The sequence below is a fragment of the Gaetbulibacter aestuarii genome (genome assembly GCF_039537665.1).
GTDB lineage: Bacteria > Bacteroidota > Bacteroidia > Flavobacteriales > Flavobacteriaceae > Gaetbulibacter_A > Gaetbulibacter_A aestuarii.
Genome location: NZ_BAABAY010000001.1, coordinates 1,027,223 through 1,043,012 on the forward strand (window position 1 = coordinate 1,027,223; position 15,790 = coordinate 1,043,012).

Below are 15,790 nucleotides of genomic sequence, written 5' to 3' on the forward strand. Positions count from 1 at the left end.
GAATATAAAGATTAGCTTAACATTTCGTCATTCAAAAAAGTCGTGTAGGCTTCTCCAAATTCATCTCTACTTTTATATTCTAGAACAGGTTTTTTTGATGCTTTTGCATAAGCTTCAAGCGCTTCCGGAATCTCTTCAGAGCCCATGATTAGAGCGTCAGAGTGGTCTATAGCAACCTTCATCAGATTGATATAAGTTGGCTCTTCGAGCACTGCAATGGCATCGTCATTTATGTTGTCAAATTTAACCTTATTAATCATATCTTTATTTAACGTATTGTTAAAACTTTGGTTGTAAACAGAGGTTACAATTTTACTCTCGTTAAATAAAGGTTCGTCCTTGTAAAATTCTTTTAAATAAACCGGTAATAATGATGCCAACCAGCCATGTACATGAATAACATCCGGCGACCAGTTTAACTTTTTAACGGTTTCAATCACCCCCTTGGCAAAGAAGATGGCACGTTCATCATTATCGGCAAACAGCTTACCGTCTTCATCGGTAAGTGTTGCTTTTCTTTTGAAATATTCATCGTTGTCGATGAAATAAACCTGAATGCGTTCTTTAGGAATAGAAGCAACCTTAATAATAAGTGGCATATCCAGATCATTAATTACTAAATTAATTCCTGATAACCTGATGACCTCATGCAATTGATGTCTGCGTTCATTAATATTCCCGTATCGAGGCATAAATATTCGAATTTGTCCACCTTGCTGATTCACCAATCGCGGGGCTTCAAATGACATAGACGAAATTTCTGTTTCTGGTAAATAAGGCACCACCTCCGACGATACGTACAATATCCTCTTATCTTTCATAAGTTAGTTTTTTGTTGAATTTATTATCAAAATAAAATGGATTCTTAGGTGTTTCCCTGAAAAAAGAAACAGAAAGATTCCATTACATAAACCTTGTGCTTTTTAAAATTCACAATAAAAAACACGCAAAAGTACAAAATTTTATGCAGATTGCTTGTAAAATCTTAAGTTTGCGGGCGTTATTTTCTAAGAACAATTGAAAGTTTATACTAATAAAGAAGACATAAGGAAAGCGATTGCTAAATTTAAATCTGATGGGAAGCACCTTGGATTAGTTCCTACCATGGGTGCCTTGCATGAAGGTCATTTAGATTTGGTGAAAAAAGCCTGTAAGGAAAACGACAAGGTGGCAGTGACTATTTTTGTGAATCCAACCCAATTTAATAATGCCGAGGATTTAGAGAAATATCCAAGAACGCTGGATACGGATTTAAAAGCTTTGGAAGCTTTGGATACAGACAACATTATGGTTTACGCTCCTGAGGTTGATGATATTTATGAAGGCCAAACTACCTCTGAATCTTTTGATTTTGATGGTTTGGAACATGAAATGGAGGGTAAATTTCGTCCGGGACATTTTAATGGCGTTGGTACGGTGGTAAAACATCTATTCAAAATCATTGAACCTGAAAGGGCTTATTTTGGAGAAAAGGATTTTCAGCAACTAGCGATCATAAAAAAAATGGTGAAAAAAGAAGCACTTCCTGTAAAGGTAATTGCTTGTCCTATTTTTCGCGAACCAAGCGGTTTGGCCATGAGTTCACGAAATTTAAGATTAACACCAGAACATAAAAAGGCAGCACCTTTTATTTACAAAACATTAAAAACTGTCAGATCAAAGTTTGGCACAGAATCTGCACAAAATATAAGTGCTTGGGTTCAGGAAGAATTTGCAAAACAACCCTTATTAGAATTAGAATATTTTGTAATTGCAGATACTAAAACCCTAAAACCAATAGAACAAATAGAACCACAAAAAGCATATAGAGCCTTTATAGCAGTGTATGCAGATGATATAAGACTGATAGATAATATCGCATTAAATTAATTATCTTTGCCACATGCAAATTCAAGTTGTAAAATCGAAAATCCACAGAGTAAAATGCACTGGTGCAGACCTCAACTATATAGGTAGTATTACCATAGATGAAGATCTGATGGATGCCGCTAATATTATTCAGGGAGAAAAAGTGCAGATCGTTAACAACGATAACGGTGAGCGCTTAGAAACCTATTGTATTCCGGGACCCCGAAATACTGGTGAAATTACCCTTAACGGGGCAGCAGCCAGAAAAGTTTCTGTTGGCGATACCTTAATATTAATTACTTATGCCTTCATGAGTGTAGAGGAAGCTAAAGTATTTAAACCGGCCTTGGTATTTCCCGATGAAGCTACAAACCTTTTAAAATAACCTGTTGAAATATACAACGAAAGATATTCTAAAATTCACACTCCCATTAGCACTGGGAGTTTTTTTAGTTTGGTATTCCTTGTCGCAAATTTCCATAGAGACTTTAATTCAATATTTTAAAAAGGCCAATTATTTCTATATTATACTAGGTATGCTTTTTGGGCTATTAAGTCATTTATCCAGAGCTTACCGTTGGTTGTTTCAGTTGGAACCACTGGGTTATAAGATTAAACTGGGTAATAGCATCATGGCGGTTTTGGCAACCTACCTTATTAATTATACCATTCCCAGAGCAGGTGAAGTGGCGCGTGCGTCCATTATTACCAATTATGAAAAAGTGCCTTTTGAAAAAGTTTTAGGTACCATCGTTGCAGAGCGTATCGCAGATCTGATCATGATCTTTCTGATTGTCGTGGTTACTTTATTCATTCAATTCGATTTTATTTATTCTTTTTTAATAGATCGATTCGACCCTTTGAAACTCTTTATCGTGGCCTTAGTTGGGATTTTGGGAATGCTTGTTGTTTTTCAATACATCAAAAACGGAAAATCAAAATTGGCATTGCGAATCAAAACTTTTGTGAACGGTTTAATTGAAGGGGCACTCAGTATTTTCAAAATGAAGAAAAAGTGGCCATTTATTTTTCATACCATATTTATTTGGGCTATGTATGTGCTTATGTTCTATGTGACATCTTTTGCCTTGCCTAACACTTCCGATATTCCTTTTTCAGCCATTCTCGTTGGATTTATAGCAGGTGGTCTTAGTATCGCTGCCACTAATGGCGGTATAGGTTCTTATCCTGAGGCTATTGTGTTGGCCTTTTCTCTATTCGGTTATGCAGCAGATCCCAGTCGTGCTTTTGGTTGGATCATGTGGTCTGCCCAAACTATTTTGATCATTATCTTTGGGGGGCTTTCCTTAATTTTGCTGCCTGTTTTTAATAGAAAAAATCAAATTAAAGAAGCTTAATACCTAAAGTATTTTACTTTCAATCTATCGCTTATTTTATTACCTTGTGCTATCATTCTCAAATCCTTTAGTAATGAAAAAATTACCACTATGTATTGTGCTGCTATTTATTAGCTTACAAACGCTTAACGCCCAGGCCAAATATGAGAATTTTCAATCTCAAAAAATGGGTGAAGAACGCCAGTTAAAAATATTATTGCCCCGAAATTATGAAGCTAATTCAGACAAAGCGTATCCACTTTTTGTGGTGTTGGATGGTGATTATTTATTTGAAGCTGTATCGGGTAATGTAGATTTTCTCTCGTATTGGGAAGAAATGCCTGAAGCCATAGTTGTGGGTATTAATCAATATGGAAAGCGTTACGACGATTGTATGTATTCAGCACAAAATGGTTTGCCTATTGAAAGTGGAGCTAACTTTTTTGAATTTGTTGGCGGAGAACTTTTAACCTATTTGGAACGTAACTATCGCATTGGTAATTTCAAGGTTATTGTTGGACAGAGCGATACCGCCAATTTTATCAATTACTTTTTGTTGAAACCCGATCCGATCTTCCAAGGCTATATTGCCATGAGTCCGGAATTAGCACCACAAATGATCGATTATTTACCCCAAAGGTTAGGTTCAGTTGAGAAAAATACGTTTTATTGTTTGGCTGATACCGCTCTGGATACGAAATCCATCAAGGATATGGTATCGGCACTAGATAGTGATATCAAGGCTAAGGAAAACGAAAAGGTACAGTATAATTTTAATAGTTTTGAAAGCCCTTCGCATTATGCGTTACCGGCTCAAGCTTTACCTAAAGCCTTAGAATTTATGTTCAAGGTTTTTCAACCCATTTCAAAGCAGGAATATCAGGATAAAATATTAAAACTGGAAGGCTCGCCGGTAACCTATCTCAAAGAAAAATATCAGGCTATAAAAGATTATTATGGCATAGATAAACCAATTTTGGTGAATGATTTTAAAGCGATTGCTGCGGCCATTGAAAAAAATGAGCTTTTCGAGGCATATGAAGAACTCGGAAAAATGGCAAATAAAGCCTATCCGGATACCCTTATGGGACTTTACTATATCGGGCGTTTTTATGAAGAAACCGGAGAACCCAAAAAAGCCATGCGAACTTTTGAATCAGCTTATGCTCTTGATGAAATTGGTGGTATTACGAAAGATATGGCCATGGACCGCGCTGATGCCATTAAAGCAGATTTCGGATATTAATGGCTAAAGTAAAAACAACCTTTTTCTGTCAGAATTGTGGCACCCAATACGCCAAATGGCAAGGGCAATGCAATGCTTGTAAAGAGTGGAATACCATCGTTGAAGAGGTCGTTCAAAAACCGGAAAAAAGCGACTGGAAACTTCCTTCAACCAATAATAAAAAAGCATCCAAACCCCTTCGGATCCAGGACATCGATGTGTCCAAAGAACCACGTTTAGATACCTTCGATAAAGAATTCAATCGCGTTTTAGGTGGTGGCCTGGTGCCGGGGTCATTAACACTTTTAGGCGGAGAACCCGGTATTGGAAAGAGTACGTTATTGCTTCAAATGACTTTAAAATTACCGTATAAAACGTTATATGTTTCCGGTGAGGAAAGTCAGAAACAGATTAAGCGCCGCGCAGAACGCATCAATCCGAGCCATAATAATTGCTACATTTTAACCGAGACCAAAACTCAGAATATCTTCAAGCAAATTTCGGATCTGGAACCGGATATTGTGATCGTCGATTCTATCCAAACGTTGCATAGTGATTATATAGAATCTTCCTCCGGGAGTATATCTCAAATCAAGGAATGTACAACAGAACTTATCAAATTCGCTAAAGAAACTTCGACGCCGGTGTTATTGATTGGTCATATTACTAAAGATGGTAATATCGCAGGACCGAAAATATTAGAACACATGGTGGATACAGTACTACAATTTGAAGGCGATCGCAATCACGTATTCCGAATTTTAAGAGCTCATAAAAACAGGTTCGGTTCTACAAATGAATTGGGTATTTATGAGATGCAAGGTTCCGGATTAAGAGAAGTAACGAATCCCTCCGAACTGTTAATTTCAAAAAAGGACGATGAACTTTCCGGGCATGCCATTGCGGCTACCATTGAAGGATTAAGACCTTTAATGATCGAGGTTCAGGCCCTGGTTAGTACTGCGGTTTACGGTACACCACAACGCAGCGCCACTGGTTTTAATGCGAAACGATTAAATATGCTTTTGGCTGTTCTGGAAAAACGTGCCGGCTTCCGATTGGGAGCCAAAGACGTCTTTCTAAACATTACTGGCGGAATTACCGTTGATGATCCTGCCATTGATCTGAGTGTTGTGGCAGCTATTTTATCTTCCAATGAAGATGCGCCGGTTCCAAAAGATTTTTGTTTCGCCGCTGAGGTAGGTTTATCAGGAGAAATTCGTCCCGTACAACGCGTTGAACAACGTATTTTGGAGGCAGAAAAACTCGGATTTTCTACAATTTTTATTTCGAAATACAATAAAATCGCGCTAAAAAACACCAAAATTAAAATTCAGCTCATTTCAAAAATTGAAGACCTCATTGGTGTCATTGTCTGAAACCCTGAAAATAGTGCGGTAAAGGCAAAAATGAACGTCGTTTTAACGCGTTGTTAAATAATAGAAAACCATAGGGTCATTTTTGTTAAAATTCATTAAATTCGCGCATTTAAAAGAAAGACCAGTTGATGAGCACGAAATTTCCTGAATATAAAGGACTTGACTTACCAAAAGTAGCAGAAGAAATTTTGCACTATTGGGAAGAAAACACCATTTTCGAGAAAAGCGTTTCTACAAGAGAAGGACATAAACCTTTTGTATTTTTTGAAGGGCCACCTTCAGCAAACGGATTGCCCGGCGTACACCATGTTTTGGCGCGTGCTATTAAAGATATTTTCCCCCGATATAAGACCATGAAAGGTTTCCAGGTGAAGCGAAAAGCCGGTTGGGATACACATGGTTTACCTATTGAATTGGGCGTGGAAAAAGAGCTCGGTATCACCAAAGAAGATATCGGCAAAACCATTTCTGTTGAAGATTATAATGCTGCTTGTAGAAAAGCGGTTATGCGCTACACCGATGTGTGGAACGATCTTACACAGAAAATGGGTTATTGGGTAGATATGGACGATCCGTACATTACTTACGAACCCAAATACATGGAATCGGTTTGGTGGTTGCTTAAACAGATCTACAACAAAAATTTATTGTATAAAGGCTACACGATCCAGCCCTATTCGCCAAAAGCAGGAACCGGATTGAGTTCACATGAGTTGAACCAACCGGGAACGTATCAGGACGTAACGGATACAACGGTGGTAGCACAGTTCAAAGCGAATACAGATTCCCTTCCTGACTTTTTACAAAACGAAGGCGACATCTATTTTCTGGCCTGGACGACCACGCCCTGGACCTTACCAAGTAACACGGCTTTAACTGTTGGGCCAAAGATCGATTATGTTTTAGTTGAAACCTATAACCAATATACTTTTGAGCCAATCAAAGTGATCCTGGCAAAAAAGCTGGTAGATTATCAGTTCTCAGGAAAATTCAAACGTGTTGAAAGTAGTGCAGATTTAGAAGGTTTCAAGGAAAGCGATAAAAAGATTCCATACTTTGTAAGTAAGGAATTTACCGGAAAAGATTTAGTAGGGATCACTTACGAACAGCTCCTGGATTATGCACAACCATTCGAACATCCAGAGAATGCTTTTCGCGTTATTGCGGGAGACTTTGTAACTACTGAGGACGGAACCGGAATCGTACATACAGCGCCAACGTTTGGTGCAGATGATGCCCTGGTGGCGAAACAAGCCACACCGGAAATTCCACCAATGCTGGTAAAAGATGAGCATGGCAATTTAGTGCCTTTGGTTGATCTTCAAGGGAAATTCAGACCAGAAATGGGGGAATTTGCAGGGAAGTACGTGAAGAATGAATATTATACCGATGGTGAAACTCCTGAGAAATCTGTGGATGTAGAACTCGCTATCAAACTTAAAATAGAAAATAAGGCCTTTAAGGTTGAAAAATATAAACACAGCTATCCGAATTGCTGGCGTACCGATAAACCGATCCTTTATTATCCTTTGGACTCCTGGTTTATCAAGGTCACCGATGTGAAAAATCGCATGTACGAATTGAATGAAACCATTAACTGGAAACCAAAAGCCACCGGTACCGGGCGTTTTGGAAACTGGTTAGCGAATGCCAACGATTGGAATTTATCGCGTTCGCGCTATTGGGGCATTCCATTACCTATCTGGCGTACCGAAGATGGTAAGGAAGAGATTTGCATTGGTTCTGTTGAAGAATTAAAAGCCGAAATGCAAAAAGCGGTGGACGCCGGTGTGATGGACAAAGCCATTTTTGAGGATTTCAAAGTGGGCGATTTTAGTGAAGAAAACTATGCTAAGATCGATCTGCATAAAAATATTGTTGATGCTATTGTTTTGGTGTCTGATTCCGGAAAACCAATGTATCGTGAAAGTGACTTGATCGATGTATGGTTCGATTCCGGATCTATGCCTTACGCGCAATGGCATTATCCATTTGAGAACCGTGAATTAATTGATGATAGAATCGCTTACCCGGCAGATTTTATTGCCGAAGGTGTCGATCAAACACGTGGTTGGTTCTATACGCTTCACGCTATAGGAACTATGGTTTTCGATTCTGTTGCCTATAAAAATGTGGTATCGAATGGTTTGGTTTTGGATAAGAACGGACAAAAAATGTCCAAGCGTTTAGGGAATGCCGTAGATCCGTTTGAAACCCTTAAAGATTATGGTGCTGATGCGACGCGTTGGTATATGATAAGCAATGCCAATCCGTGGGATAACCTGAAGTTTGATATTGATGGTGTGGAAGAAGTAAAACGTAAATTCTTTGGAACACTTTACAATACGTACTCATTCTTTAGTCTGTATACGAATTTAGACGGTTTTAATTACAGCGAAGCTGAAGTACCGTTGGAAGAACGTCCGGAACTGGATCGTTGGATTCTCTCTGAACTTCATACCCTGATCAAAAAAGTAGATGGATTCTACGACGATTACGAACCAACAAAAGCAGCGAGAGCCATTTCAGATTTTACACAAGACTATCTGAGTAACTGGTATGTTCGTTTAAGCAGAAGACGGTTCTGGAAAGGCGATTATCAACAAGATAAAATATCGGCCTATCAAACTCTTTACACGTGTATGCTTACCATTGCGAAATTGGGTGCCCCGATTGCACCATTCTTTATGGATAAATTGTATTTGGATTTAAATTCAGTGAGCCAAAAAGAAGGATTTGAAAGTGTGCATTTGGCCCAATTCCCGGATTACGATGAAGCCGTCATCGATAAATCTCTGGAGCGTAAGATGGAAAGCGCGCAAACAATATCTTCTTTGGTGTTATCGTTAAGAGCTAAAGAGAAAATTAAAGTGCGTCAGCCGTTACAGAAAGTGATTATTCCTGTAATTAGTGCCCAACAAAAAGAAGAGATTGAAGCCGTATCTTCATTGATAAAATATGAAGTGAACGTCAAGGAGATTGAGCTCTTAGATGATGCTTCCGATATTCTTGTAAAACAGATAAAACCCAATTTTAAAGTATTAGGGCCAAGGTTTGGAAAGGATATGAAAGCCATAGCTAACGTTGTTATGAACTTTACGTCGGAAGATATCAACAAAATAGAACAAAATGGTGCTTTGGAAGTCGCCGTTAATGGAAAAAACATTACATTAGAACGTGCCGATGTAGAAATTACCTCTCAGGATATAGAAGGTTGGCAGGTTGCAAATGAAGGCGCATTGACTGTAGCTTTAGACGTTACCATAACCGATGAACTACGTAAAGAAGGAATAGCCCGTGAACTTATTAATCGTATTCAAAACCTACGTAAAGATTCCGGTTTCGAGGTTACAGATCGTATCGATGTGATGCTTCAAAAAGATGCACATATCGTAAATGCTATAAAAACAAATATTGATTATATAAAAACAGAAACATTAACTGAAGCCCTAGAAATTAAAGACGAAATCCATGATGGTATTGATATTTCGTTCGATGATGTAAATACGAAGCTTCATATACAAAAACACTAATATTATGAAAACAGATGCTAATGTACGCTACTCAGATAAAGAATTAGCTGAGTTCAAAGCTTTGATACAGGATAAAATAAAGAAAGCACAACATGATTTGGAGTTGATAAAAAGTGCTTATATGAACAATCATAATAATGGTACGGATGATACTTCACCTACATTTAAAGCTTTCGATGAAGGTAGTGAGGTTATGAGTAAGGAGTCCAATTCGCAGTTAGCAATTCGTCAGGAAAAGTTTATTCGCGACTTAAAGAATGCCTTAATCCGTATTGAAAATAAAACCTATGGCATTTGTCGTGTAACCGGGAAGTTAATAAACAAAAAGCGTTTAGAGCTTGTTCCGCATGCTACTTTAAGTATTGAAGCAAAAAATATGCAACAATAATACGTTTTATAAAGTAAAAGAAACGTCTCAAAAACCTTGAGGCGTTTTTATTTTCATTCTGTCGCTGAGGGAAATTAAAATTTCATGTCTTTAAAAAAAGCTACTATTCTGATCGTTATTATTTTGCTGGTAGATCAAATCAGTAAAATATATATTAAAACTCATTTTTCGCTTTACGAAAGTATTTCTGTATTCTCCTGGTTTAAAATTTATTTCATTGAAAATGATGGGATGGCCTGGGGTACCAAGATCAGTGATTTTCTTTCATTTATGACGGAGCGTTCTGCAAAACTCATCCTCACCGTTTTTAGGCTTGTAGCCATTATAGGGATTGGTTACTGGTTGTATGATGCTACGAAAAAAAAGCAATCCAGAATATTAATTTTAGCCATTGCACTCATTTTTGCCGGCGCCCTGGGAAATATCATAGACTCTGTATTTTATGGCGTTTTATTCGATAGTAGTTTAAATCAGGTAGCTACCTTCTTACCAACTGATGGTGGTTACGATGCTATGTTGCATGGGCGCGTGGTGGATATGCTATATTTTCCTTTATTTAGTGTTGATTTACCACAGTGGCTTCCGTTTTATGGAGGTAAAAGATTTAACTTTTTCGAGCCGGTTTTTAATGTGGCCGACATGGCTATTAGCACCGGATTTTTAATGCTTATAGTGTTTAATAAACGCGCGTTTCAGAAAAAGTAGAATCTGATTAAAAGAAAAAACTTACTTCTACTTTTTTAATTCTTCAAAGGTATTTACTATATTTAACAAGCTATTAAATCTATACCATAATTCTTGATGAACCTAAAGCATCTTTTTTTGGCGCTATGCGCGTACCTATTCTTTCAATTTTCACACGCCCAAAATACCTACGATATTGTTTTTCCAAATAATGGGAAAAGTCAAAAATGTAATAAATTCAGTCGGTTATTTCAACAAAAACCCGAAGAGGTCAAGTTTTCCATAAAACGGGTCGGCAATAAACTCTATTTTGAGATTAATGACAACCGCTGGTTTAATGAATTATTTGAAAATCCTTACGATGGTTTAGCCATAGACGTGGTTGCAAAAAGCAGGTATGATTGTTCACTAACTGATATTTCTAATGATCAGGTAAGGGGAACAGTATTACCTCCTGTTTACTATTATGCACTGAAAAATAGTATGCGCTCTGTTGGCAATGGGCGTTATCAGATTTACGTTGGCGATGTACCAAATAACTTGCTTTACAGTGAGCTTGAGTACAATATTTTGTTCTTGAGCAATAAAAATATGTGCCGTTATTACGTAATTTATAATTTGGAGAATTATGGTATGGATCTCTTGGATATGGGGATGTATTTGGATGATGTAAGTTATAATACCAAGAAGGTGACACCCATTGATGATCCCAACTATGCTACAACTGAAGAAACTTTAAAATTCATTATACCCTTCAAAAAGAATAAATCTACGTATTCTCAAGCAGATATTAAGCCGGTTTATGATTCCTTAAAATTGGGTTATTACAACATTAAGAAGATCGATATTAAATCGTATTCTTCTATTGAAGGCATTTCATCGAGGAATATTGAATTACAAAAATTACGCGCACAAAGTGTCATTGAAGCCTTGCAATCCTTTCAAACGCCTACAATAAAAACGACGATTTCTGCATCGGAAAACTGGGTAGAATTTTTTAATGATATTAAAGGAACGAAATATGCCTATTTGGGTAACTTGAGCAAAGAAGGTGTAAGAAAAGCTATAGCAGGTAACATTTCCAGGGAAATGGAACCCATTTTAAAAAATCACAGAAAAGCTGTTCTGGAATTGGAAATTGAAAAGAAAACGAAATACACATCCGAATCGGAAGGTGAGCTCATAGCCAATTTTAATGCTGCTTTAAGTGCAGGACAACTCGGAAAAGCCAATGATATTCAAAATTCAATTTTTGAAAAACTTCGGGGAAAATCCAATGTGTCTGAAACTTTGGATAAAATGAGCATTCCATACAACAAAGCGTATGTTGATTTATTGGTTAAAAATGCAGGTTACCGTTATTTATCTGATTTTAGTGAGGCTATGATCGTACTAGATCAATTGGAACAACTTGAAAAACTTGATCCTCAAAACCCAAAAATCCAATATGATTTAGCAGCGGTTCGTTTAAAACTATTATACTATAATGCCATAAAAATGGATGAGCGTGATCTGCAAAATGAAATTACTGATTTGAAAGATTACAATATTGAGAAATCGCTTATCGATCGTATGTTGGTAAACTTACAAATGGTAATAGCCGAGAAATTGATGAAGTTTCGCGATTTTTCAAATAAAGATAAATCTGTAGATTTTGTCCGTAAGAACTATAAAGAATTTAATTTATCAAATTACGATTATCTGAGTTTGGCCGAGTTTTTTAGCAATTATGGTACTCGAGATATGGCAATAGACCTTTTAAAGGAAAAAGCTAATAAAATTGATATCGACGAAAACCTCCTATTCTATTATTTGAATTTGACCCTTTTTGATAAAGATATTACCAGTGAAGAAAACTACCGGAGTATTATGCTTAACGCCATAAACATTAACAAACAGCGGTTTTGCAAATTGTTCAATTCAGTTGATGAAGGTGGCGTAACGTTTCAGTTATTGGAGGATCCTTTCTTGCGAAAAACCTATTGCGAAAGCTGTGCGAATCAGATTGAATAAACACCTCTAGGCGTTACACCGTAATCAAGTTTGATATCGCTTTCAAATACCGGGATATCTTCCTGTTCCGGTTCAAAAAATGATAACCCGATTTTTACCGTTTCAGGAGCGCAATCAGCCAGGAATTTGTCGTAAAATCCCTTGCCATAACCAATGCGATGCCCCTTCATGTCAAAAGCTAATAAGGGCACAAAAACAACTTCTAAACGCGAATCGGGAATTTGGATCCCTTCTACAGGTTCCGGAATATTGAAGGTGTTTTTTTTAAGAATCGTGCTATCCGTCAATAAAAAATGGGTCATTTTGCCTGATTCAAAATCACTTTTTGAAACAACAATATGTTTGTCTTTTCCTGCCAGAATATTCAAAATATAATTAGTATCGATTTCGCGAAGTTCCTCAATCGTTAAAAAAATATGGTAGTAGGAGTAATTCCAAATCGGTAATTTTAAAAGCTGATTGGCAATATCCAAACTCATATCGTCGCGTTCCTGTGGGGATAGCAATGCACGAAGTCCTTTATATTTCTTACGTAATTCGGCCTTCGTCATGCTTATTTTTTGATCTTGGTACTGATATGGAATAAAGCATCACCCTGATATACAATTGGTGACTCATTAACATTGATGATATACCCCGAATTCTTGGCGCGAACGAAAAAATTGAATTTTCCGTAAGGATCAGTAATGTTTCCAATGATATCATCCTTTTTAACATGAGTTCCGATAGCTATCGAAGCCTTGAACATTCCGGAATATTTTGCCCGGATCCATTTACTATCTGAAATGAACAGGCAATCCTGTTTTGGTTTTGTCGACTTAAATACCGTCTTCAACATGCCTAAATGTTTCAGGATACGTTTCGAGCCGTTCACTCCGGAATTTGTTACCATCTCATCAATATGGAACGACTTACCGCCTTCAAAAAGCAGTAAAGGAACATCTAATTTTTTGCAAGTAGCACGAAAGGATTTCGATAGATTTTTGGAGTACAAAACAAAAGGCGCTCCAAAAACCTGAGCTAACGTATCCAGGGTTTTGTCCTCTTTTGAATACCGTAACTGAGGTGCATTAAAGCGACCGGAACCTCCGGTATGAAAATCGATAACCAGATCAGCATGGGGAACTACTTCCTTCACGAGTTTGTAGGCTACACGGCCTGCAAGGGAGCCATTAGGACTTCCCGGGAAAACGCGGTTCAGATCGCGGCCATCCGGGAATTCGCGTTTCAGGTTAATAAAACCAAAAACGTTAATAACCGGCATACAAATAATGGTGCCGCATTTAGGCTTATTAATACCTTTAGCAATAAGTTGCCTGATAATTTCAACACCGTTAACTTCATCACCATGAATTCCGGCAGTAAATAAAACCGTAGGTCCCGGCTTTTTAGAGCGTTCAACAATAATCGGGATATTCACAGGAGATGAGGTATGCAAATTGGCCACATCAAAGTTAACTTCTTTGCTTTCTCCGGGGCTTATAACCTCCTTAAAAATATTTATATTATGATTTTCTGAACGCATGCTGAATTTTTTTTAAAGGATCACGATTCGCGTTTATTACGCTCAATAAAATGAATGATGCTTTTGGCAATATTTCTACCGGTTGCTCCTTCAATCCCCTCCAGACCCGGGGTAGAATTTACTTCGAGGATCAACGGCCCGCGGGATGATTGTAACATATCGACACCGCAAACAGGAAGTTTCAAAGCGCGTGAAGCATTCATGGCGAGTTTTAATTCGTTGTGATCTAACTTTAAAACCTTGGCAGAACCTCCGCGGTGTAAATTAGATCGGAACTCACCGTCTTTACCCTGACGTTTCATCGCTCCAACTACCTGACCGTCTACTACCAAAGCACGAAGGTCTGCACCGCCGGCCTCTTTGATGTATTCCTGAACAATAACACGTGCTTGCAAACCATTAAACGCTTCCAAAACAGATTCGGCTGCATTTTTGGTTTCAGCTAAAACAACGCCTAAACCTTGTGTTCCTTCTAATAATTTAATAATTACGGGTGTCCCGCCAACGTGTTCAATAACTTCCTCAACATCGCGGGAATAATTAGTAAATACGGTTTTTGGCATCCCGATTCCGGCTTTACTAAGGCGTTGAAAACTGCGTAATTTATCGCGGGATCGCTGGATGGCATCGGAGGTGCAAATGGTAAATACGCCCATCATTTCAAATTGGCGAACCACGGCGCAACCGTAAAAGGTTACTGAGGCTCCAATTCTCGGGATAATGGCGTCTACGTAATCGAGGTAACGATCTTTGTAGTAAATGGTAGGCTTTTCCTTTTCAATAATAATATCGCATTTTAAAGGATCAATGATTTCCATTTTATGCCCACGCTTTTCACCTTCTTCTCGTAACCGATCTGTGGAATATAAATTAGCGTTTCTGGATAGGATGACTATGTTCATGATTTGTGGATAAAAATGAGACTTGTTCTAAATCGACATCAACTAAAAATTTATGTTTTAAAAACTGCCGACCAATAAGAACAGGAAATTTCATATCGTCTCTGGTGCTTAAAGTTAAGTTAATCTTATATGTTTTTCCAAAAAATACAACTTCGGATTTTACTTTATATCGGTTCTCTTTATAGCCGTTGCTGCTTTTTACATTGGTAAGAGAATACTCTTCGAAGATGATTTCGGTTTTTCCAAAATTCTTATGAACCTCACTGTTGAATATACAACGTAGGTGATCACCCTCTTCAATAATTTCAGAACAATGAATGGCCGAGGTATAGGCCCCGGTATCAATTTTAACTTCAATATTAAAAAGTCCCAATTTCGGAAAGTCGACCGTATCTTTACGGCCTATTATTTGTTTCGTCATAAGTCTTTTAAAAGTGGCGCAAGGTAGTAAAATAGTCGTTTGAAAATATCTTTTTCAAACGACTAATCAGCACTATTTATTTCTATCCAATAGCCGTCAGGATCTTGAATATACACCTGTTTCACACCATCGGCACGAATGGTGATCTTTTTATTTTCCCCGGCCCAACTGGAGTATTTTATATTTCGGGCATTCAGGTTGGCAATAAAGGCATCAAATTTTGGTGCGCTCAGTGCAAAATGAACCGCTTTATTCAAGCTTATCTCGCCGGGAATAACAGAGATCAAATGAAGTTCTTTACCCTGACCCAAAGAAAACCACCTGATGCCTTCTTTTTCTGTTCTGTTAGTTATTTCCTGAAGCTTCAAAACATTCTTGTAAAAATTCACCGAAGCATCCAGATCAGAGACTGATAAGGCAACATGGTTAAATTGCATACCAAAATCATTTGAGGTCTCTTGTGCCACAACTGTTTCTGATAATAAAAGGGTTACAAAAATAACGAACAAACGTTTCATGAGTTCAGGTTTTGATG

General features: G+C 37.6%; 15 protein-coding genes. 9 read left to right on the forward strand and 6 right to left on the reverse strand.

Translation table 11 applies throughout. The annotated features are described in order from the left end of the window. Positions 1-11 precede the first annotated feature (11 nt). A complete protein-coding gene (locus ABD682_RS04585; protein WP_344739526.1) occupies positions 12-821 on the reverse strand; it encodes a glycogen/starch synthase in 810 nt (269 codons plus the stop codon). A gap of 196 nt (positions 822-1,017) precedes the next feature. On the opposite strand from ABD682_RS04585, the gene panC reads away from it, so the two are divergent. From panC to ABD682_RS04630, 9 genes are all read left to right on the forward strand, one after another. Continuing rightward, positions 1,018-1,869, forward strand: coding sequence for a pantoate--beta-alanine ligase (gene panC / locus ABD682_RS04590; RefSeq protein ID WP_344739528.1), 852 nt, complete (start codon positions 1,018-1,020; stop codon positions 1,867-1,869). A gap of 13 nt (positions 1,870-1,882) precedes the next feature. Next, on the forward strand, positions 1,883-2,233 hold the full coding sequence (gene panD / locus ABD682_RS04595) for an aspartate 1-decarboxylase (protein WP_344739530.1): 351 nt from the start codon (positions 1,883-1,885) through the stop codon (positions 2,231-2,233). A 4-nt stretch (positions 2,234-2,237) separates the two neighbouring features. After that, positions 2,238-3,206: a lysylphosphatidylglycerol synthase transmembrane domain-containing protein gene (locus ABD682_RS04600; RefSeq protein WP_344739532.1), complete on the forward strand. Its 969-nt coding sequence runs from the start codon at positions 2,238-2,240 to the stop codon at positions 3,204-3,206. A gap of 73 nt (positions 3,207-3,279) precedes the next feature. Beyond that, positions 3,280-4,431: an alpha/beta hydrolase gene (locus tag ABD682_RS04605; protein ID WP_344739534.1), complete on the forward strand. Its 1,152-nt coding sequence runs from the start codon at positions 3,280-3,282 to the stop codon at positions 4,429-4,431. Further along, entirely contained in the window at positions 4,431-5,789 is a 1,359-nt protein-coding gene (gene radA, locus ABD682_RS04610) for a DNA repair protein RadA (protein WP_344739536.1), read from the forward strand. Before ABD682_RS04605 ends, radA begins: the two co-directional genes overlap by 1 nt. A 128-nt stretch (positions 5,790-5,917) precedes the next feature. Beyond that, positions 5,918-9,322 carry an isoleucine--tRNA ligase gene (gene ileS, locus ABD682_RS04615; RefSeq protein WP_344739538.1) on the forward strand — a complete coding sequence of 1,135 codons (3,405 nt, stop codon included), beginning with the start codon at positions 5,918-5,920 and terminating at the stop codon, positions 9,320-9,322. Positions 9,323-9,326: 4 nt separating this feature from the next. After that, positions 9,327-9,710 (forward strand): TraR/DksA family transcriptional regulator, encoded by a 384-nt coding sequence (locus ABD682_RS04620; RefSeq protein WP_344739540.1) that lies wholly within the window; start codon positions 9,327-9,329, stop codon positions 9,708-9,710. An 84-nt stretch (positions 9,711-9,794) separates the two neighbouring features. After that, on the forward strand, positions 9,795-10,415 hold the full coding sequence (locus tag ABD682_RS04625) for a lipoprotein signal peptidase (protein WP_344739542.1): 621 nt from the start codon (positions 9,795-9,797) through the stop codon (positions 10,413-10,415). Positions 10,416-10,508: 93 nt separating this feature from the next. After that, complete coding sequence (locus ABD682_RS04630) at positions 10,509-12,407, forward strand: hypothetical protein (protein WP_344739544.1); 1,899 nt, start codon at positions 10,509-10,511, stop codon at positions 12,405-12,407. On the opposite strand, the gene ABD682_RS04635 is transcribed toward ABD682_RS04630, so the two are convergent. The 5 genes from ABD682_RS04635 to ABD682_RS04655 all read right to left on the reverse strand — a co-directional run bounded on the left by ABD682_RS04635 (position 12,395) and on the right by ABD682_RS04655 (position 15,773). Then, the gene (locus tag ABD682_RS04635) at positions 12,395-12,958 is read right to left on the reverse strand and encodes a 5-formyltetrahydrofolate cyclo-ligase (RefSeq protein ID WP_344739546.1); all 564 of its coding nucleotides are present in this window, start codon (positions 12,956-12,958) and stop codon (positions 12,395-12,397) included. The two genes, ABD682_RS04630 and ABD682_RS04635, sit on opposite strands and share 13 nt — an antisense overlap. Positions 12,959-12,960: 2 nt before the next feature. Further along, a complete protein-coding gene (locus ABD682_RS04640; RefSeq protein ID WP_344739548.1) occupies positions 12,961-13,932 on the reverse strand; it encodes a succinylglutamate desuccinylase/aspartoacylase family protein in 972 nt (323 codons plus the stop codon). A 20-nt stretch (positions 13,933-13,952) separates the two neighbouring features. Next, on the reverse strand, positions 13,953-14,834 hold the full coding sequence (gene rimK, locus ABD682_RS04645; protein WP_344739550.1) for a 30S ribosomal protein S6--L-glutamate ligase: 882 nt from the start codon (positions 14,832-14,834) through the stop codon (positions 13,953-13,955). Then, positions 14,803-15,255: an ATP-dependent zinc protease family protein gene (locus ABD682_RS04650; RefSeq protein WP_344739551.1), complete on the reverse strand. Its 453-nt coding sequence runs from the start codon at positions 15,253-15,255 to the stop codon at positions 14,803-14,805. The genes rimK and ABD682_RS04650 overlap by 32 nt, the downstream gene beginning before the upstream one ends. 62 nt (positions 15,256-15,317) lie before the next feature. After that, entirely contained in the window at positions 15,318-15,773 is a 456-nt protein-coding gene (locus ABD682_RS04655) for a VOC family protein (protein ID WP_344739553.1), read from the reverse strand. Between the last annotated feature and the right edge of the window lie 17 nt (positions 15,774-15,790).